This is a genomic window from Dactylosporangium thailandense (assembly GCF_059739745.1).
Map to the genome: position 1 here is coordinate 2,966,127 of NZ_AP029195.1, position 19,265 is coordinate 2,985,391.

18 protein-coding genes are annotated in these 19,265 nt (G+C 73.9%); 9 read left to right on the top strand and 9 right to left on the bottom strand.

Annotated features, from left to right (window positions below; translation table 11 throughout):
- Positions 1–20 precede the first annotated feature (20 nt).
- Positions 21–1,415: an aldehyde dehydrogenase family protein gene (locus tag AC6JBM_RS13375; protein ID WP_497983923.1), complete on the top strand. Its 1,395-nt coding sequence runs from the start codon at positions 21–23 to the stop codon at positions 1,413–1,415.
- A 2-nt stretch (positions 1,416–1,417) separates the two neighbouring features.
- On the opposite strand, the gene AC6JBM_RS13380 is transcribed toward AC6JBM_RS13375, so the two are convergent.
- Genes AC6JBM_RS13380 through AC6JBM_RS13395 form a run of 4 tightly spaced genes read right to left on the bottom strand, consistent with a single transcriptional unit; the run spans position 1,418 to position 6,223 of the window.
- Complete coding sequence (locus AC6JBM_RS13380; protein ID WP_497983924.1) at positions 1,418–2,554, bottom strand: SigB/SigF/SigG family RNA polymerase sigma factor; 1,137 nt, start codon at positions 2,552–2,554, stop codon at positions 1,418–1,420.
- 22 nt (positions 2,555–2,576) lie between these two features.
- The gene (locus AC6JBM_RS13385) at positions 2,577–4,454 is read right to left on the bottom strand and encodes a CheR family methyltransferase (protein WP_497983925.1); all 1,878 of its coding nucleotides are present in this window, start codon (positions 4,452–4,454) and stop codon (positions 2,577–2,579) included.
- A gap of 9 nt (positions 4,455–4,463) precedes the next feature.
- The gene (locus AC6JBM_RS13390; RefSeq protein WP_497983926.1) at positions 4,464–5,207 is read right to left on the bottom strand and encodes an ATP-binding protein; all 744 of its coding nucleotides are present in this window, start codon (positions 5,205–5,207) and stop codon (positions 4,464–4,466) included.
- Entirely contained in the window at positions 5,204–6,223 is a 1,020-nt protein-coding gene (locus AC6JBM_RS13395) for a chemotaxis protein CheB (RefSeq protein ID WP_497983927.1), read from the bottom strand. Before AC6JBM_RS13395 ends, AC6JBM_RS13390 begins: the two co-directional genes overlap by 4 nt.
- 124 nt (positions 6,224–6,347) lie before the next feature.
- On the opposite strand from AC6JBM_RS13395, the gene AC6JBM_RS13400 reads away from it, so the two are divergent.
- Entirely contained in the window at positions 6,348–7,355 is a 1,008-nt protein-coding gene (locus tag AC6JBM_RS13400; protein WP_497983928.1) for an LLM class flavin-dependent oxidoreductase, read from the top strand.
- A gap of 36 nt (positions 7,356–7,391) precedes the next feature.
- Entirely contained in the window at positions 7,392–8,435 is a 1,044-nt protein-coding gene (locus tag AC6JBM_RS13405; RefSeq protein ID WP_497983929.1) for a hypothetical protein, read from the top strand.
- Positions 8,436–8,467: 32 nt separating this feature from the next.
- Here AC6JBM_RS13405 and AC6JBM_RS13410 read toward each other — a convergent pair whose 3' ends face one another.
- From AC6JBM_RS13410 to AC6JBM_RS13420, 3 genes are read right to left on the bottom strand one after another with little or no spacing between them, the layout of a single operon-like run.
- Complete coding sequence (locus AC6JBM_RS13410; protein ID WP_497983930.1) at positions 8,468–9,412, bottom strand: acyltransferase domain-containing protein; 945 nt, start codon at positions 9,410–9,412, stop codon at positions 8,468–8,470.
- A 10-nt stretch (positions 9,413–9,422) separates the two neighbouring features.
- Positions 9,423–10,658: an MFS transporter gene (locus AC6JBM_RS13415; RefSeq protein WP_497983931.1), complete on the bottom strand. Its 1,236-nt coding sequence runs from the start codon at positions 10,656–10,658 to the stop codon at positions 9,423–9,425.
- Positions 10,655–11,230: a TetR/AcrR family transcriptional regulator gene (locus tag AC6JBM_RS13420; protein WP_497983932.1), complete on the bottom strand. Its 576-nt coding sequence runs from the start codon at positions 11,228–11,230 to the stop codon at positions 10,655–10,657. The genes AC6JBM_RS13415 and AC6JBM_RS13420 overlap by 4 nt, the downstream gene beginning before the upstream one ends.
- A 21-nt stretch (positions 11,231–11,251) precedes the next feature.
- On the opposite strand from AC6JBM_RS13420, the gene AC6JBM_RS13425 reads away from it, so the two are divergent.
- From AC6JBM_RS13425 to surE, 3 genes are read left to right on the top strand one after another with little or no spacing between them, the layout of a single operon-like run.
- The gene (locus AC6JBM_RS13425; RefSeq protein ID WP_497983933.1) at positions 11,252–12,679 is read left to right on the top strand and encodes an FAD-dependent monooxygenase; all 1,428 of its coding nucleotides are present in this window, start codon (positions 11,252–11,254) and stop codon (positions 12,677–12,679) included.
- 19 nt (positions 12,680–12,698) lie between these two features.
- Positions 12,699–13,649 (top strand): 1-phosphofructokinase family hexose kinase, encoded by a 951-nt coding sequence (locus AC6JBM_RS13430; RefSeq protein ID WP_497983934.1) that lies wholly within the window; start codon positions 12,699–12,701, stop codon positions 13,647–13,649.
- Entirely contained in the window at positions 13,646–14,437 is a 792-nt protein-coding gene (gene surE / locus AC6JBM_RS13435; RefSeq protein ID WP_497983935.1) for a 5'/3'-nucleotidase SurE, read from the top strand. Before AC6JBM_RS13430 ends, surE begins: the two co-directional genes overlap by 4 nt.
- Here the strand turns inward: surE and AC6JBM_RS13440 are convergent.
- Positions 14,373–15,644, bottom strand: coding sequence for a sugar efflux transporter (locus AC6JBM_RS13440; protein ID WP_497983936.1), 1,272 nt, complete (start codon positions 15,642–15,644; stop codon positions 14,373–14,375). The genes surE and AC6JBM_RS13440 overlap by 65 nt on opposite strands.
- 148 nt (positions 15,645–15,792) lie before the next feature.
- On the opposite strand from AC6JBM_RS13440, the gene AC6JBM_RS13445 reads away from it, so the two are divergent.
- Both AC6JBM_RS13445 and AC6JBM_RS13450 read left to right on the top strand, forming a co-directional pair.
- Complete coding sequence (locus AC6JBM_RS13445; protein WP_497983937.1) at positions 15,793–16,257, top strand: SRPBCC family protein; 465 nt, start codon at positions 15,793–15,795, stop codon at positions 16,255–16,257.
- Between the two features lie 132 nt (positions 16,258–16,389).
- Entirely contained in the window at positions 16,390–17,571 is a 1,182-nt protein-coding gene (locus tag AC6JBM_RS13450) for a zinc-dependent alcohol dehydrogenase (protein ID WP_497983938.1), read from the top strand.
- Positions 17,572–17,601: 30 nt separating this feature from the next.
- On the opposite strand, the gene AC6JBM_RS13455 is transcribed toward AC6JBM_RS13450, so the two are convergent.
- Complete coding sequence (locus tag AC6JBM_RS13455; protein ID WP_497983939.1) at positions 17,602–18,735, bottom strand: sigma-70 family RNA polymerase sigma factor; 1,134 nt, start codon at positions 18,733–18,735, stop codon at positions 17,602–17,604.
- A gap of 133 nt (positions 18,736–18,868) precedes the next feature.
- Here AC6JBM_RS13455 and AC6JBM_RS13460 point away from each other — a divergent pair, with 133 nt between their 5' ends.
- Positions 18,869–19,129, top strand: a complete 261-nt coding sequence (locus tag AC6JBM_RS13460) for a DUF4235 domain-containing protein (protein ID WP_497983940.1) — start codon at positions 18,869–18,871, stop codon at positions 19,127–19,129.
- Positions 19,130–19,265 lie beyond the last annotated feature (136 nt).

The following is a 19,265-nucleotide window of genomic DNA, read 5'->3' on the forward strand; positions in this document are numbered from 1 at the left end:
GCGGGGAAGGTCGCTGGCCTATGCACACCGTTGAGCACCTGATCGCCGGGGCGTGGACGGCCGGCTCGGACCGGTCGACCGTGATCGACCCGCACGACGGCACGCCGGTGACCAGCGCGCCGGCCGCCACCGCGCACGAGGTCGCCGCGGCGGTGGCGGCGGCCCGGGCGGCCCAGCCGGACTGGGCGGCGACCGCGCCGGACGCCCGCGCCGAGGCGCTGCGGGCCGCGGCGAGCGCGGTGGAGCACGCGACCGGCGTGCTGGCCCGCACCATGTCGGCCGAGATGGGCAGGCCGGAGGCGGAGGCGGCCGCGTCGATCGCGGCGGGGGCCGGGACGCTGCGGCAGTACGCCGAGCTCGGCCCGCTGAGCGGCGGCCGCACGCTCGGCGGCGACCCGGGCGCGCTGGATCTCATGGTGCCCGAGCCGCGCGGGGTGGTGGCCGCGATCACGCCCTGGAACGACCCGGTGGCGGTCGCCTGCGGGCTGCTGGGCGCGGCCCTCGTCACCGGCAACGCGGTCGTCTACAAGCCCAGCGAGCGGGCCCCGGCGACCGGCTGGCTGCTCACGAAGCTGCTCGCCCCGCACCTGCCGCCGGGCGTGCTGTCGATGCTCGCCGGGGCGGCCCCGACCGGCGCGGCGCTCGCCGAGTCGGCCGTCGACGTGGTCGCGCACGTCGGCTCGACGGCCGCCGGCCGGTGGATCGCCGCCGCGGCCGCCCGCACCGGCGCGAAGGCGCTGCTGGAGAACGGCGGCAGCGACCCGCTCATCGTCGACGAGGACGTGGACCCGGCCTGGGCCGCGGCGCAGGCCGCGCTCGGCGCCTTCGCGAACGCCGGGCAGATCTGCGTCGCCGTCGAGCGGATCTACGTGCACGCGGCCCTGGCCGAGGACTTCCTGCTGGCGCTGGTCAAGGAGGCGGCCGCGTTCGAGATCGGGCCGCTGGTCGATCTGCGCCACCGGGCCGCCGTGCACGGGCAGGTGGTCGACGCGCTCGACCGCGGGGCGACGCTGCTGGCCGGGGGCGTGGCGCCGGACGGGCCGGGCGCGTGGTACCCGCCGACGGTGCTGGCCGACTGCACGGACGAGATGCGGGTGGTGGAGACCGAGACGTTCGGGCCGATCGCGCCCGTCGTGACGGTGGGCTCCTTCGACGAGGCGCTGCGGCGGGCCGCGCGGACGCCCTACGGGCTGGCGGCCACGGTGCTGACCGGCTCGATGAGCAACGCGCACTGGGCCTGGCAGCAGCTCGAGGCCGGTACCGTCAAGATCAACGCGGTCTTCGGGGGAGCACCGGGCGGGGCCGCCCATCCCCGCCGGGGCAGCGGGCAGGGCTTCGGCTACGGCCCCGAGCTGCTGGACGAGATGACCGCGACCAAGGTCGTCCACCTCGAGGCTCCGCCGGGTGGCTGGTAGCCCTAGTCCTCGGCCTGCAGGTGGCGGCGCAGGAAGTCGAGGGAGTGCGCGAGCAGCCGGGACACGTGCATCTGCGACAGGCCGACCTGCTTGGCGATCTCCAGCTGGGAGAGGTTGCCGTAGAAGCGCATGGAGAGGATCCTCTGCTCCCGCCGGGGCAGCCGGGCGATCAGGCGCTTGAGGGCCTCGCGGTACTCCACCAGCCCGAACTCGGGCGCCTCGCCGCCGAGCGTGTCGAGCATGGTGCCGTCCTCGTCCATGCCCGGCGTCGGCACGTCGAGCGACAGCGGGCGGTACGCCTGGGTCGCCCCGACCGCCTCGACCACCTGCTCCTCGTCCAGCCCGGTGTGCGCGGCGAGGTCGGGGATGGTCGGCGAGCGCCCGAGCCGCTGGGTGAGCTCGTCGCGGGCGTGGTTCACCGCCATCCGCAGCTCCTGCAGGCGCCGCGGGATCCGGATGCCGGAGGCCCGGTCGCGGAAGTGGCGCTTGAGCTCGCCGGTGATCGTCGGCGTCGCGTAGGTGCCGAACTCGGTGCCGTGCTGCGGGTCGAACCCGTCGACCGCCTTGATCAGCCCGAGCGCGGCGACCTGGGCGAGATCGGCGGCCGGCTCGCTGCCGCCGTCGTAGCGGCGGGCCAGCCGGTGCGCGGCCGGCAGGCACTGCTCGATCACCTGGTCCCGGATCCGGGAACGGTTCGGGTCGTCCGGGGCGAGCTCGGCCAGGCGCAGGAGGCGCTCGGTCACCCCGGCCGGCCACTGCCCGTGGCCCAGCTCGATCGTCTCGAGGTCGAGGGGCCGGCGCTGGCGGATCTCGACCGGCCAGTCCAGCTCCTCGTAGGCGCGCAGTTGCTTGGCCGCGCCGGCGATCTCCAGGGCCGAGAGCGCGACCCCGTTCGCCCCGCTCACCTGCACGTCCGCCTCGAGCTGCTCGCCGCGGCGGCGCAGGTAGAGCAGGATCTTGATCGCGGCCGCGTCGATCAGCCGCACATGGGCGACATCGACCGCGACGCGGCCGGTGCGCGCGTCGAAGTGCTCGAACACGATCTGGCGGAGATATGGCGCCGACGCGTAGTCGAGCACTCCCGAGCACTCCAGCAGGGTCGCTTCCGGGCGTCGTGACATGGTGATCGTCAAGTCCATGACCGCCCCCTCAGCCCCCACGCTATGCCGATGGCGGCGCCGATGCACCCGTTGCGGCCGGATTCGCGCCCCCGGCCACCTCCATCACGAGGATCGCCCCGATCACCCCGGAGGTCTCGCTGGTGAGCGGCGAGCACACAACGCGCAGGTCAACCGTGCGCCCGCGGCGGTTCACGGCCGACTGTTCCTCCTCCTGGCGCTCCGAGCGGCCGGTCAGCACCTCCCGGATCGCGGGGCGCAGCCGGTCCGTGGACAGCCCGATGTCGATGTTGAGGAAGTGCTGGCCGACGGCCTCGTCGGGGCGCAGCCCCCACAGGTCCTCCGAGCGGCGGTTCCACACCAGGATGTGCATCTCGCGGTCGAGCACCACGACGCCGGCCTGCAGGCTGGTGAGGATCGCCTCCATGAACGAGTTGGCGTCGTTGAGCTCGGCGGTGCGCTCCCGCAGCTCGTCGTTGATCGACTGGAGCTCGTCGTTGGTCGACTGCAGCTCCTCGTTCATGGTCTCCAGCTCTTCGTTCGTGGACTGCAGCTCCTCGTTGGTCGTCTCCAGCTCCTCGACCGTGGACTGCAGCTCCTCGTTGGTGGTCTCCAGCTCCTCGTTGGTGGACTGCAGCTCCTCGTAGGCGGTCTCGAGCTGTCGGTTGGCGTGCTCGAGCTCGTCCTGCAGGCGCCGCGACGCGGTCATGTCCTGGAAGATCACCACGACGCCGAGCAGCCCGGCGTCGGAGTCGACGAGCGGGTGGATCTGGATGTTGAGGTACTGCTTCTCGCTCGCCGCGGTCACCAGCTCGACGTCGTCGATGCGGGCCACCCGGCGCTCGACCTGGGCCTGCTCGATGTACCCCCGAAGCTCCACCGGGCGGTAGGACAGGTCGAGGTCGCGGAAGGGCCGGCCGATGTCGCGCGGGGAGACCCCGAAGAGCGTCTCGGCGTGCCGGTTGGTGAGCGCGACCAGCCCGTCGGCGGTGACCACGACCTGCGCGACGGGGCTGGCCATGAACGCCTCGCTGCGCAGCCGGTCGAGGCCGAACAGCTCGGTGCGGGGCGGGGTGTGCGGCGGCTCGGCCAGGTAGACACCCCCGTTGAGCACCGGCCGCGACACCTTGCGGAACATCCGCCGCTTGAGGTCGAGCGGGGTGAACAGGTTGGCGTGGCTGAGCAGCATCTCGGCCTTGCCCAGGAACAGCACCCCGCCGGGGGACAGCGCGAAGTGGAACCGGGACAGGATGCGGGTCTGGGTCTCGGCGTTGAAGTACATCAGCGCGTTGCGGCAGACCAGCAGGTCGATACGGCTTATCGGGGCGTCCTGCACCAGGTCGTTGCGGCCGAAGATGACCGAGCGGCGCAGGTCCTTGCGGAACGTGAACCGGGTGCCGGTGGGCTCGAAGTACCGCTCGACCAGCTCCGGCTCCAGCTGCGCCATGTCCCGCTCGGCGTAGGTCGCCTGCCGCGCGTGGGCCAGGCTCTCCTCGTCGACGTCGGTCGCGTAGATCTTGACCCGCTCCCGGAACCGCTCGACGCCCATCGCCTCGGCCAGCACGATGGCCAGGGTGTACGCCTCCTCGCCGGACGCGCACCCGGCGCTCCACACCCGCAGCGGCCCCTCGTGCCCGTCGACCAGGCGGGGAAGCACCTCGCGGCTGAGCGCGGCCCAGGCGTCCGGGTCGCGGAAGAACCCGGTCACGTTGATCAGGATGGTGTTGAACAGCGCCGTGAACTCGTCCGGATGCACCTGCAGGTAGTCGAGGTACTCCGAATACTCGTTCGGCGGTACCTGCGCCATGCGCCGCTCGACGCGCCGCATCAGGCTCGAGCGCTTGTAGCCGGTGAAGTCGAAGCCGCGAGCTTCCTTCAGGTAAACCAGCAATGCCTCGAAGTCCGGATCGGGTTGGGTCACCGCGTCACGCTACCGCCTCGGCTGCAGGCGCAGCGTCGCCCACACCACCTTTCCGCCCGTGGTTCGCACGCAGCCCCACGCCGAGGACATGCCCTCCACGATCAACAATCCGCGGCCCGGCTCCTCGTCCTCGCCGCCCGAGCGCTCCAGTGGCAATGGGCTCTCGTCGCGGACGGCCAGGTGGAGATGCCGGTTGCGCAGGGCGACGCTGACCTGGATCGGTGTGCCGGCGTGCTCGACGGCGTTCGCGACGAGCTCCGTGACGATCAGCGCGGCGGTGTCGGCCAGCGGGGCGACCTTCCACTGCTCGCAGGCCCGGTCGACGAGGTCGCGGGCCACCCGGGTGGCGTCCGGCTCCGGGGACAGCTCGACCTCCATGCGCCGCGGGCCGGGCAGGCACGCGTGGGCGGCCAGGGCGGCCTCGGGATCCCGGTGTACCGGCACCTGCCGGGCGATCCCGAGCCGTTCCAGCTGCTCGTGGAGGTGCTGGTCGGGCCCGACGAGCAGCACGTCGGTGCCGGTGTCCACGCCCTGCCGCGCCAGCATCGGGAACGCCGTGAGGGTGATGTCGTCGGCGGTGTGCAGGCGCGACACGTCGATGAGCAGCACTTCCGGATGGTCGGTGAGCGCCTTCTGGGCCGCGTTGCGCAGCATGGGCACGGTGGCGAAGCCGAGCCGGCCGGTCGCGCGCAGGACGGCGACGGGGAAGTCCGGCTCGTGGGTGCAGATCAGCTCGTCGGCTTCGGGGATCATGGCAGGGCGTCCTCGGGTGCTTCGTTCTCCAGGGCGGCGAGCCGCTCGATGAGTTGCCGGATGGTCTTGCCCGCCGCCTCGGCCTCGCCGGCCGCCTCGGCGTACTGCTCCGCGGTGCTCTGGTGGCCCCGCACGCTCGCCGCGCCGGCCATCCGCCGGCTCAGCGCCGCCTTCTCCTCGAGGCTGCGCAGCGCCATCCACAGCGCGCCCTCGAGCGAGCCGCCGAGCTCGTCCAGCAGCCCGGTCGCCGACCAGCCGTGCCCGACCCGGCAGCGGAAGCGCCCGATGGCGCCCGGCAGCTCGAACAGCGCGCCGTGGCAGGACGGGCAGCCGAACCCGGCCGGGATCCCGCCGATCTCGTCGGTGGTGACGTCCTCCATCGCCGCCATCGCATCCTCCGCATCGATCTTGGCCTGCTCCACCGCCGCGCGCGGGGCCGGCCCGGGCAGCTCGCCGAGCAGCTCGGCGAGCGCGGCCCCCATCATCGCGGCCGGCAGCGGCCGGGCCGACGGGGACTGGGCGGCGGCGTGGCGGGGCATGGACGGGTACAGCGCCTCGTGCGGGTCCTGGACCAGCCCCGTCCCGCCCTGCCGGACGATCTCGGACAGCCCGTAGGCGCCGTCGTCGCGGTTGCCGGACAGCACCACGCCGAGCGCGGCCGCGCCCCACCAGCGGGCGGCCGAGCGGAACAGCGGGTCGGCCGCGGGCCGGTGGCCGTTCTCGACCGGCCCGTGGGAGAGCGAGAGGTGGCCGTCGCGGACGAGCAGATGGCGGTTGGGCGGGGCGACGTACACGTGGCCGGCCTCGAGCGCGGCCCCGTCGGTGGCGTGCACGACCGGTAGCAGACCGGAGCGGTTCAGGATCTGCGGCAGCGCGCTGGTGCCGGTGCGGGGCACGTGCAGCACGACGCAGACGGCCCCGGGGAGGTCGGCGGGCAGCCCGCCCACGAAGGTGCGCAGCGCCTCCACCCCGCCGGCGGAGGCGCCGACGACGACGATCCCCCGAGGCTCCGCCATGCTCCCTGACTCTACGCTTTCCACGGCCCCATCACGGACTGCCCGAATACCCCCTCCCCGCCGGGCTAAACCGCGCGTGCGCGCGCGGGACATCGCGCTGCGCGGGCCCGCGCTAGCATGCCTCGTGCAACCATTCGCGTCCGTCGAGGTCTACACGACCGCGCCCGCATCGGTGCAGGTCGACGGGCCAGCGTTCCGGCGTCGGCTCGCCGACGTCACCCGCTGGACGGACGCGGCGGGCGCGACCGGGCTGCTGGTCTACTCCGACAACACGCTCATCGACCCGTGGCTCGTCGCGCAGTTCATCCTCGAGCGCGCCGAGCGGGCGGCCCCGCTGGTGGCGGTGCAGCCGGTCTACGCGTCGCCCTACGCCGCGGCCCGGGCGGCGGCCACGCTCACCTTCCTGCACGGGCGCCGGCTGCACATCAACCTGGTGACGGGCGGCTCCCGGCAGCACCTGGAGGCGCTGGGCGACGCCGGCGTCGGGCACGACGAGCGCTACGACCGGCTGACGGAGTACGCCACCGTCCTGCGGCAGCTGCTGGAGTCCCCGCGCCCGGTCACCTTCGACGGCCGGTACTACCGGCTCCAGGCGGCGTCGATCCCGCAGCGGCCGCCGGCGGCGCTGGCGCCCCGGCTGGTGCTGTCCGGCTCCAGCGAGCGCAGCGTCCGGTGCGCCGAGGAGCTCGGGATCCTCCGGTTCGCCTACCCGCGCCCGGTGAGCGACTACCCGGCCGGCGGCCCGCTGCTGCGCGGCAACGGGGTGCGGCTCGGCATCATCGCGCGCGCCGATCGGGCCGCGGCGTGGAAGGCGGCGCACGAGCGGTTCCCGGGCGACCCGATGGGGGAGCGCCGCCACCGGATCGTGCGCCGGCTGACGGACTCGCACTGGCACGCGGAGCTCTCGTCGCGCGTGCGGGCCGACGGCGATGTCGAGGACGTCTACTGGCTGCATCCGTTCGGCACGTACCGCACGTTCTGCCCGTACCTCGTCGGCGGCTACGACGAGGTCGGCGCCTACCTGGCCGGGTACCTCGCGCGGGGCGTCGAGTCGTTCATCCTCGACATCCCGGCCGAGGAGGACGACCTGCACCACGCGCGGATCGCCTTCGAGCGGGCCACCCGTCCCTGACGGGCACGCTGGCGCGTGCGTTCTACCGTGTGAGCAATGAGCGCGGAGCAGGTGCTGCACGTCTCCACGACGCCGACCGGTCACCGGCGCACCCTCGCGGTTACCGTGGGCCGGACGCTGACGTTCTGGGAGAAGTACACCGGCGACGGCTCTGGCTGGATGGGCCGCTTCACGTCGTTCCGGGCGGAGGCGCGGCTCGACGGCCCGCCCGGCGCGCTGATCGCCGCGATGGCCGACCTCGCCGGCCGGGGCAAGCTCGACCTGCCGCCGATGGGCGCCCGCGATCGGGTCGCGGACCTGCTCGCCGCGGCGGGGCTGCTCGTGCGCCGCGACAGCACCGTGCCGTGGGTGCACCTGCCCGGGCACGCGACGCTCACCATCGCGCCCGACGGCCGCCGGCCGGCCATCACGTTCGCCTCGTCCGGAGCCTCGTCCGGAGCCTCGTCCGGAGCCTCGTCCGGAGCCTCGTCCAGTGGCGAGGACGGGCGGCGGCAGATCGTCACGGAGTACGGCAACATCGACCGCCTGACCGAGCACCTGGCGGCGGCCCGCCCGGAGTCCATCGTGGACATCGCGCCCGGCGACCGGATCGGCCGGTTCGTTGCCGCCTTCACCGCGGCCTCGCACGCGGAGGTGCTCGAGCTCTACCGGGGCCTCGGCCTCGAGTTCGAGGAGCGTTACGAGCGGCGGTACCGGCTGCTGGACACGAACCGCGAGGACACCGGCTGCCTGTTCTCGCTGACCCTGCTGGTGTCCTCGATCGACGACAAGATCACCTTCACCGAGTTCTACGACTACGGCGCCCTCCCCGGCGACCCCGGCCGCGAGTACGGCTACAGCGCCGTCACGCCCTTCGACTCCCTCGCGCCGCTGACCGCGCACATCTCGGCCCGGCTCGGCCTCGTCGCCGTCGGCGAGGGGCCGGACGGCCTGGCGGCGTGCTTCCGGGCGCTGCTGGAGCGCGGCGTGCTCGGCGACGGCCGGGTCATCGAGTCCAACCGCGACGCGGTGGCGGAGCTGCTGGTCGCCGCGGGCCTGCCGTGGCAGCCCGACGTCTGGGTCTGGTTCGACGGCGACTGACCCGGCCGGTCCGACGCCGGCCGGATCGGGACCTAGAACGGGATGTGGCCGCGGCGGATCTGCCAGTGGCGGCCGGCCCGCAGATGGTCGGCGATCGCCCGCTCGAGCACCGTGCGGCGCGGCAGCTCATCCAGCGGCGTGGTCAGGGTGCGGAAGACGAACCGCATGACCTCGACGTCGGCGTCCAGCCCCTCCGGCTCCCGGTAGGGCTCCAGCTCGAAGCGCCGCTGGAACCGCACGATGTTGGAGTCCTCGGGCAGGTATTCCAGCAGCTGCGGGTCGAGCAGCCAGGAGCCGCAGGCGAACGCGGGGTAGGACTCGTCCGGGAAGTGGCGCCGGAAGAACGCACGGCCCGCGTCGAGCGATGCCGTCACCGCCTCCGGGGTCATCGGGCCGGACTCCGGGATGTGCAGGTCGATGACGGCCCCGCCGCGGTGGTGCTGCAGGCGGCCGAGCTCGTAGATGGCCCCGCGGGCGTGCAGGGTCAGCCAGCTCTGCATGACCGGCCAGCCCTCGCCCCGCATCCGCCGGTCGACGGCGAGGTTGCGGCCCAGGTCCGCCAGCGATGCCCAGGAGACGGACTCGGGGACGCCGTGGTCGCGGTGGTAGGCCAGCACGACGTCGACCAGAGCCAGGTAGGCGTACACGTAGAGGTGCCGCCAGGCCGGGCCCCGTTCGCGCGGCAGCTCCGGGCCGGGCGGCAGCCAGCCGTGCCCGCCGAGGTCGGCGCGGACGAGCGCGATCGAGCGGTCGAGCAGCCAGCGCAGCTCCGGCGTCCACAGTGGAGACTCCGCGTCCGGCCAGGCCGCCAGGATCTCGGCGGCGTCGTCCGCGGGCACGGCGAGCCGGGCGAGGATCGCGGGCGCGTCGGCCCGGGCGGGGAGCGGGGCCGACGGCCGATCGCCGGCGAGCCGGTGCACGCGGTCGACGTCCTCGACGGCTACGCCGAGCCGGGCGGCGGTGTCCTGCAGATCCACGCGGCCGACTCTACCGGGCGGCGGTCGCCGCGGCGGGCTCACGGTGCTCGATGCGGCGCAGGCCCCGGACCGCGGGAATGAGCAGCAGGGCCACGCAGCCCAGGACGCTCACGCCCACCGAGAAGCCCAGCACCGCCTCGGCGGTCAGGGCCGCGGCCACCGGGCCCGCGAGGGCCTGGCCGACGGGGAGGCTGCCGTCGGAGCCGAACACCTCGTACGACGTGATCCGGTTCAGCATCGCGGGCGGGACATGCGTCTGGACGCTCGTCTGCCACATCACCGACCAGAACGACCACGCGGCGCCGTTCACCGCCGCGGCCGCCAGCAGCAGCGCGAGCGGGGCGTGCAGGGCGATCGCGAGCGGGAGCAGGCCGTAGCCGAACATGGCGACCGCTCCCGCCGCGAGCGGCCGGCCGGGGTGCAGGCGCAGCGCGACCAGGCCGCCGACGATGGCGCCGGCCGCGAGGCCCGACTCGGTCCAGCCGTACGCGGGGGCGCCGAGGCGGCCGCTGACGAGCACGGAGCCGAGCGGGATGAGGGGGCCGAAGAGCAGCACGCCGTACACCACCCAGACCAGGATCACGCTCCAGATCCACGTGCGCGAGCGGAACGCGTGCCAGCCGGCGACGAGGTCGCGCAGCGGCGAGGTGGACCCGTCGGGCAGCGGCACGGTCCCGAGGCGCAGGCCCGCCAGGCACACCGCGCTCACCGCGAACGTGGCGGCGTCGGTGGCGTAGAGCGGCCCGGCGCCGAGGAAACCGAAGACCACGCCGGCGGTGGCCGGGCCGAGCAGCTGGGCGATCGACTGGGAGACCTTGATGGTCGCGTTGGCCCGGTGCAGGTCGGTCGCGACCAGCGGGACGATGCCGTTGACGCCGGGCTGGAAGGCGGCCGACGAGACGCCGTGCACGGCGGAGCACACGAGCAGCAGCCACAGCGCGGGAGTACCGACGAAGAACGCCGCCGCCACCGTGCCCTGGGCGGCGAACCGCACGATGTCGGCGCCGAGCATGAGCGGGCGGGCGCCGATCCGGTCCGCGAACACGCCCCCGAAGAGAATGCTGGCCACGAACGGGACGGAGAACGCGGCCAGCACGAGGCCGACGCCCGTGGCGCCGTAGAGGTGCCCGACGGCCAGGGCCGAGGCCACGATGAGCATCGCGTCGCCGAACACCGACACGGTCCGGGCGAGGAAGTAGCGCGTGAAGTTCGAGGTCCAGAGGGCGCTCCGGGGCGGCACGATCATGACCGTACCAGCGGGCGCAGGGCCTCGAAGGCCTCGCGGGCGCGGCGGGTGACGGCGGGGATCGCGCGGCGGCTCGAGGCGGCGCCGAGGTCCTCGACGGTCCGGACGAACACCGCCAGCAGCGCGTCGGCGAGGGCGGTCGCGGCCGCTGGCGCGTAGCCGGCCCGGTGCAGCCGCCCGGCGAGCGTGCCCGCCACGCGGTGGGCCAGGTCGAGCAGGCCGCGGCGCAGGGTGTCGCTTCCGGCGACGAGCCGGACCATGCCGCCGGGGGACTCGAGGGCGCGGTGCGCGGCCCGGCCGAGCAGGAAGCCCTCCAGCCAGCGGCGGGACGCGCCGATCGGGTCCTCGCCGTCGCCGACGACGGCCAGCAGGCTCGCCTCGAACGCCTCGGCCTGGTCGAAGACGAGCGACTCCTTCGTCGGGAAGTAGTTGTAGAGCGTCTGCTCGGAGACCCCGGCGGCCCGCGCGACCTGCGTCATCGCCACGCCGTCGTAGCCGTGCTCGCCGAACAGCGCGGCGGCCGCGTCGGCCATGGCGGCCCGGGCCAGCGCCTTCTTTTCCTCACGGAGCATTTTTGGGTTACCCTAAATTTTGTGGAACTCAAGCATTCGTACGAGGCGATCGTAGTCGGCGCCGGTCCGGTCGGGCTGTTTCTCGCCGCCGAGCTGCGCCGATACGGCGTCGACGTCGTCGTCCTGGAGCGGCTCGCCGAGCCCTCGCAGCAGATCAAGGCGGGCTCGGTCGGCCCGGCGTCGGCCGAGGTCTTCGACCAGCGGGGCCTGCTGGAGCGCTTCCCGTCTCCGGACCCGGCGGTCCTCGCGGCTCTGGGCTCCGGCCGGCCGCTCGGGCACTTCGCCGGCCTGTGGCTCCTGCGGGGCGCCCCCGAGCTGCGCACCATGCCCGTCTTCGCGCAGCAGCCCCAGGTCGAGGCGGTGCTGGAGTCCTACGCCCGCGAGCTCGGCGTCCCGGTGCTGCGCGGCCACGAGGTGACCGGGCTGGCCGGCGAGCGCGTCGAGGTGACCCACGCCGGCTCGGCCACGACCGTCACGGGGCGGTTCGTGGTCGGCTGCGACGGCGGCCGCAGCACCGTGCGGCGGCTGGCCGGATTCGGGTTCGAGGGCACGCCCGCCACCATCACCGGCCGGCAGGCGCTCGTCGACATCGCCGAGCCCAACCCGCTCGCCAAGGGCTGGAACCGCACCGGCACGGGCATGATCGTCTACGGCCCCGGCCCGCAGCGCGTGCTGACGGTCGAGTTCGACGGGCCGCCCGCCGACCGCGACCGCCCGCTCGACCGGGCCGAGATCGAGGCGAGCCTCCGCCGCGTGTCGGGCACCGAGGTGGTGGTCGAGTCGCTGGTCACCGGCACCCGCTGGACCGACAACACGCGGCTGGCGACGACGTACCGCCGGGGCGGCGTCCTGCTGGCCGGCGACGCCGCGCACGTGCACCCGCCCTTCGGCGGCCAGGGCCTCAACCTCGGCTTCCAGGACGCGGCCAACCTCGGCTGGAAGCTCGCCGCGACCATCGCCGGCTGGGCGCCCGAGGGCCTGCTCGACACCTACGGCGACGAGCGCGCCCCGGTCGCCGCGGCGGCGCTGGCCAACACCCGCGCGCAGATCGCCCTCATGCGGCCGGACCCCCAGACCTCGGCCCTGCGCGAGCTCTTCGCCGACCTGCTCGCCTACGACGAGCCGAACGCGCACCTCTCCCGGCTCATGACCGGCGTCGACCGGCCGTACCCGATCGCGAGCGACCACCCCGCGGCCGGTCGCGTCGTGGCCGACCGGCCCGTGGGGTCGTCGCGCCTCTACGAGCTGCTGCGCACGCCGGGCGGGCTGCTGCTGGACGCCACGCCGGACGGCGCCGGGGCCCGGGCCGCGTCGGCCTGGGCCGGTCGCGTGAGCGCCGTGCCCGGCCCCGAGAACCTGCTCATCCGCCCCGACGGCGTGGTGGCCTGGGGCGGGGCGACGCTCGACGGCCTCGACAAGGCGCTCGAAACCTGGTTCGGCCGCCCCTGAGGGGGGCATAAACCCGGGCATGAGCGGTCCGGAGCGAAGCGGCAGGGTGATGGTGTTCGCCCCCGTGCCGGTGCTCACGGTGACGATCGAACGCCACGCGGGGCGGCAGGACCTCCACGTGCACGCGGGCGGGCAGGGCGTGTGGCAGGCCCGCATGCTCGCCTCGCTCGGGTGCGAGGTGCGGCTGTGCGTGGGTGTCGGCGGCGAGATCGGCGCCGTGCTGGCCGACGTGCTCGGCCGCCTCGACCCCGCGATCGCCCTGCACGCGGTGACCCTGGGCGCGGGCAGCGGCTGGTACGTCCACGACCGCCGCGAGGGCGAGCGCGCCGAGATCGCGGAGGAGCCCGGCCCGCCGCTGACCCGCCACGACCTCGACGAGCTCTACGACACCGCGCTCGAGCAGGGCCTGCGCGCCGACGTCAGCGTGCTCAGCGGGCCGGCCGACCCGGCGATCGTCGACGCGGACGCGTACCGGCGCCTCGCCGCCGACATCGGGGCCAACGGCGGCACCGTGGTCGCGGACCTCTCCGGCGACCTGCTCGCGGCCGTCGTCGCGGGCGGCCCGGCCTTCGTGAAGGTCAGCCACGAGGAGCTGCTCACCGACGGGCGCGCCGGCGACGACGGTGTGCCCGCGCTCGTCGACGCCGCTCGCAAGCTGCGCGCCGAGGGCGCCGGGGCGGTGCTGGTCAGCCGCGCGGACGAGCCGGCCCTGGCGGTCTACGGCGAGGATCGGGTGGCGGCCGTACACGTGCCGAGGCTGCAGGTCGTCGACCACCGCGGGGCCGGGGACTCGATGAGCGCCGGGGTGGCCGCGGTGCTCGCCGGCGGCGGCGACGTGGAGGAGGCCATCCGCACCGGCGCCGCGGCGGGCGCGCTCAACGTGACCCGGCACGGCCTCGGCTCCGGCCCGGGCTCGGCCGTCCGCGAGCTGCTCACCCGCACGCACCTCGAACCGCTGGAGGCGTCATGAGGGTTCTCGTCACCAACGACGACGGGTTCGCGGCGCCCGGCATCCTGCACCTGGCCCGGGCCGTGCACGAGGCCGGCCACGACGTCCTCGTCGCCGCGCCGGACACCGAGGTCAGCGGGGCCGGGGCCGCACTGAGCGCGACGGTCGCGGACGGCCGCGTGGTCTACGAGCCCGTCGAGCTCGACGGGCTGCCGGGGGTGCGGGCGTACTCCGTGCCGGCCTCGCCCGCCTACATCGCCATGCTCACCGGGCTCGGCGCGTTCGGCGACCCCCCGGACCTGCTGCTGTCGGGGGTGAACCGGGGCGCCAACGCCGGGCACGCGATCCTGCACTCGGGCACCGTCGGCGCGGTGCTCACCGGCGCCGCCGACGGCCTGCGCGGTCTCGCGGTGTCCCTGAACATCCTCGGCGAGGTCGCGCTGAACGCGCTGTCGACGGTGGACGACGAGACCCGCCACTGGCCGACCGCCGCGACGATCGCGACCGGCCTGCTGGACTGGCTGGCCGCGGCCCCGGACGGCACGGTGCTCAACCTCAACGTGCCCGATCGCCCGCTGGACGCCGTTGCCGGCCTGCGCCCGGCCTCGCTCGCCCCCTTCGGCCAGGTCCAGATGACGGTCGCCGAGCACGGCACCGGCTTCGTGCGCACCGCCCTACGGGAGCGCGAGGCGGAGCACGTGCCGGGCTCGGACCTCGCGCTGCTGGCGGAGGGTTACGCGACGGTCACCGCGGTCCTGCCACCGGTGCGGCACCCGACTCTGGAGCCCCCGGACGACTGGCGGAGCTGACCTGGCCGGGCGGCCGGGCCGGTGACCGTGGCGGGCGGGTGACCAGCAGCAGGACGAAGCCGGCCGCGCACAGCACGGCACCGAGGCCGAAGGCGCTGCGGTAGCCGAAGTGCGCCGAGACCCCCAGCAGCGACCCCGCGATCATCGCGCCGATCGGGAACGTGTTGGTGTACAGCGTGGTGGCGGTGCCGGGCCGGGTGGGCATCATGTCCTGGATGTACGTGATGGCGACGCCGGAGATGGCGGAGATGAAGATCGCGTTCACCACCTGTGCCGCGACGAGCACCCACAGGCTCGGCGCCCACCAGGCGATCGCGTAGTACGCGGCCCCCGCCACGGCCCCGACCAGGATCAGGGCGCGGACGGGAAACCGGGTGGTCAGCGCGCCCAGGCCGAGCATGAACGGGATCTCCAGCGCCGCGCACAGGCCCAGCACCAGCCCGGCCGCGGACGCGTCGCGGTGCAGGTCCCGCTCGATGAAGAGGGGCAGCGCCTGCACGCAGAGTGTCATCGGCACCTGCAGCACCACGAACGCGACCACGGTCACCCCGAGGATCATCCGCGACACGCTCAGTGGCGACGCCGACTCGTCGGTGTGCTCGGGCCGGGGCGCCTCGAGGTCCTCGAGGCGGAGCAGGGCGACCGCGGCCGCCACCGCGTACAGGGCCGCGGCGGTGCCGTACAGCAGCCGGAACCCGCCGACGTCCAGCAGCACGGCGGCGAGGGCGGGGCCGCCGACCCAGGCCAGGGAGAACACCGTGCGCATCGCGCTGATGCCCAGCGCCGCGCGGCCCGGGGTGTCGCGCTCGAGGACCTGCCGGGCGTACGCGAACGTCTGCGGGAACAGCGAGCCCGACAGCGCGATCGCGGTCACCGAGAGGCCGAGCAGCACCCAGTAGTCGCGCACGAACGCGGTGAAGCCGCTGCCGGCCAGGCCCGCGAGGGCCGCGACGAGCAGGACCCTGCGCCGGTACGGCCCCCGGTCGGACAGCCGGCCGACGAGCGTCGTGACGAGCACGCCGGCCAGCGGGGACGCGACCAGGAACACGGTCACCCGGACCGGGCCGGCGTGCACGTCGTTGCTGAGGAACAGCGCGAGGAACGGGTAGACGACGGCGGTGGACATCCCGACCGCGAGGAACATCAGGCCGAGCGGGATCAGGGCGGGGCTCAGCCCGCGGAGCCCGGGTCGTTCGAGCGTCGTCATGCCCGGGACTTTACCGGTCAGGAAACGTGACCGAGGACTGCGAGGCCGGGGCGCTTGTTCTTCCGGGCGGTTCGTGATCTCGCTTACGTTTTCCTCGTTCCTCGCCGGGCATCCGATTGGGGAGAGCCGAACCGGCAAGGAGGTTGACATGAGCACGGTCACCGAGAGCATCGACGTGCACGTCCCGGTGCACACGGCCTATGACCAGTGGACCCAGTTCGAGTCCTTCCCGCAGTTCATGAGCGGTGTCGAGTCGATCCGGCAGGTCGACGCCCGGCACACCCACTGGGTGACGAAGATCGGCGGCGTGCGGCGCGAGTTCGACGCCGAGATCACCGAGCAGCACCCGGACGAGCGGATCGCCTGGAAGAGCACCGACGGCGACACCCGGCACGCGGGCGTCGTGACGTTCCACCGGCTCGGTGACACCGACACGCGGGTGACGGTCCAGCTCGACTGGCAGCCGCAGGGCCTGACCGAGAAGGCGGGCAGCGCCATCGGCGCCGACTCGATGCAGGTGAAGGCCGATACCCGGCGCTTCAAGGAGTTCATCGAGAAGCGCGGCACCGCGACCGGCACCTGGCGCGGCGACGTACCCCCTTCAGGCAGCTGACAGCTCTGCGCCGGCCCCGCACCTCCTCCCGCGAGGTGCGGGGCCGGTTTGTTTCCGGGTGACGCGCTCGGGTAGTGGGCGCCGTATGACTCACCTGACGCAGCCGTCGCTCACCGTGCCGGGGTCCGCGGCATGAGGGCTGTGGTCTGGCACGGCAAGCGGGACGTGCGGGTCGACAAGGTGCCGGATCCCCGCATCGAGCAGCCCAACGACATCATCATCAAGGTGACGTCCAGCGGCATCTGCGGGTCGGATCTGCACCTGTACGAGGTGCTCGCGCCGTTCATGACCGAGGGCGACATCCTCGGGCACGAGCCCATGGGCACCGTGGTGGAGGTCGGGTCCGCCATCACCCACCTGCGCCGCGGCGACCGGGTGGTGATCCCGTTCAACATCTCCTGCGGGCACTGCTGGATGTGCGGGCGGGGGCTGATGACGCAGTGCGAGACGACGCAGGTGCGCTCGGAGGAGAAGGGCGCGGCGCTGTTCGGCTACACGCGGCTGTACGGGCGGGTGCCGGGCGGGCAGGCGGAGTACCTTCGCGTCCCGCAGGCCCAGTTCGGCCCGATCAAGGTGCCCGAGGGGACGACCGACGACCGGTTCGTGTACCTCTCCGACGTGCTGCCCACCGCGTGGCAGGCGGTCGAGTACGCCGGCGCGCCGCCGGGCGGGACGATCGTCGTGCTCGGGCTCGGCCCGATCGGCGACATGGCGTGCCGGGTCGCGGTGCACCGCGGCTACCGGGTCATCTGCGTCGACGTGGTGCCGGAGCGGATGGCCCGCGCGCGGGCGAACAGGTTCGAGGTCGTGGACTTCGAGGCGCACGACGACGTGGCCGGATGGCTGCGGGACCTGACCGACGGGCGCGGCCCGGACGCGGTGATCGACGCCGTCGGCATGGAGGCGCACGGCGCGCCCGCGGGGAAGCTCGCGCAGACCGCCGCGGGCCTGCTGCCCGACGCGCTCGCGCAGAAGCTCATCGAGAAGTCGGGCGTCGACCGGCTCGCGGCCCTGCAGCTGGCCATCGACACCGTCCGGCGGGGCGGGACGATCTCGATCTCGGGCGTGTACGGCGGCACGGCCGACCCGCTGCCGATGATGGTGCTGTTCGACAAGCAGATCCAGCTGCGGATGGGCCAGGCCAACGTCAAGCGGTGGGTGGACGACATCATGCCGCTGCTGACGGGCGACGGCGACCCGCTCGGCGTCGAGTCCTTCGCGACGCACCGGGTGCCGCTGGCGAACGCGCCCGCCGCGTACGAGGCGTTCCAGGCCAAGCGGGACGGCACGCTGAAGGTCCTGCTGAAGCCGTGATGAGCGGCCGCCGTCTGGCGTACCGGGGGGTTACGCCAGGCGGCGGCGCAGGAATCCCAGCGCGTGGGTGAGCAGGCGGGAGACGTGCATCTGGGAGATGCCCACGCGCGCGGCGATCTCGGACTGGCTCAGGTTGCCGTAGAAGCGCAGCGCGACGATGCGCCGCTCCCGCTCGGGCAGGCCGGCCATCGCCGTCGGCAGGGACGCGCGCAGGTCGGCCAGCTCGAAGCCGGGGTCGTCGCCGCCCACGAGGTCGGCCACGGTCGTGTTCTCGTGCTCGCCCGACACGGTCGCGGGCGAGTCGAACGAGATCGGGCGCTGCAGGTGACCGGCGGCGACGCACTCGGCGATCTCGTCCACGCCGGCGTCGAGGTGGGCGGCGAGGTCTTCGGCCCGGGGCGGGCGGCCGAGGGTGAGCGTGAGCTCGTCGCGCGCCCGGTTCAGCTGCACCCGCAGCTCCTGCAGGCGGCGGGGGAGGCGGACGGCGCCGATGTGGTCGCGGAAGTGCCGCTTGAGCTCGCCGGTCACCGTGGGGCTCGCGTAGGCGCCGAACTCGACGGCCCGCTGCGGGTCGTAGCCGTCCACGGCCTTGACCAGCCCCATCGCGGCCACCTGCGCGAGGTCGCCGAGCGGCTCGCCGGAGCCGGCGTAGCGCCGGGCCAGGTGTCGCGCGGCCGGCAGGCACAGCTCGATGACCTCGTCCCGGAGGCGGGCGCGGCGGGGGTCGGCGGGGCTCAGGCCGGACAGCCGCTGGAGCATCTCGGTGACGCCGACGGGCCAGTGCCCGTGCCCGAGGTGCACGGTCCCGAGGTCGACCGGGGTGCTCGCGCGGTCCTCGGCCGGCCAGCCGGCGCCGGCGTAGGCGTCGAGCTCCTTGGCGACGCCAGCGATCTCCAGCGCGGTGAGGGCGGTGCCGCGCACGTCGGTCAGCCGGAGGTCGCCGCCCGCGCCGAGCGCGCGTTCGCGCAGGTAGAGCAGCACCTTGATGGAGGCCGCGTCGATCAGTCGCAGCGCGGCCGCGTCGAGCGTGATCGTGTGCCTGCCCGCGTCGAAGCGCCGGTAGACGACCTGGCGCAGGTAGGGTACCGACGCGTAGTCGAGTACGCCGCATAACTCGAGCAGCGTCTCGTCCCCGCGGCACGACATCGTGACCGACAGCTCCATGGCCGGGTACTTGCCCAATGGCAAATATTTCAAACGTCTCGTTTCGCGGCGGACGCCGTGGGTAGCAGGCGCGGCGGCGGCATGGCGTTTGGCCCGTGGGCGGGCCGGGAAACGGATCGGCATGAGTGGGCGGATGGCAAAGCTGGCGTACAAGCCGGTGGGGGTGCTCCTCGGCGCCGCGGCCGGGGCCGCCGCCGGGCTGATCTTCAAGCAGGTGTGGCGCGTCGCCGGGCGTGACGACGACGCGCCCAACGCCACCGACGAGGATCGTGCCTGGGGCGAGATCCTCGTGGCGGCGGCGTTGCAGGGCGCCATCTTCGCCGTGGTGAAGGCGGCGGTGGACCGGGCGGGCGCGATCGGTGTGCGCCGCGCGACGGGGTACTGGCCCGGCTGAAGCCCGGCGCAACCAGACAGAGCGGCGACGACGCACCCGCGTCGTCGCCGCTCTGTTTTTGTGTCCCGGAATCGTTTGCAACGACTTGCGATCATGGGCTCAGAAATTGCGCAAGAAGGCGACGGCAATTGCCGTC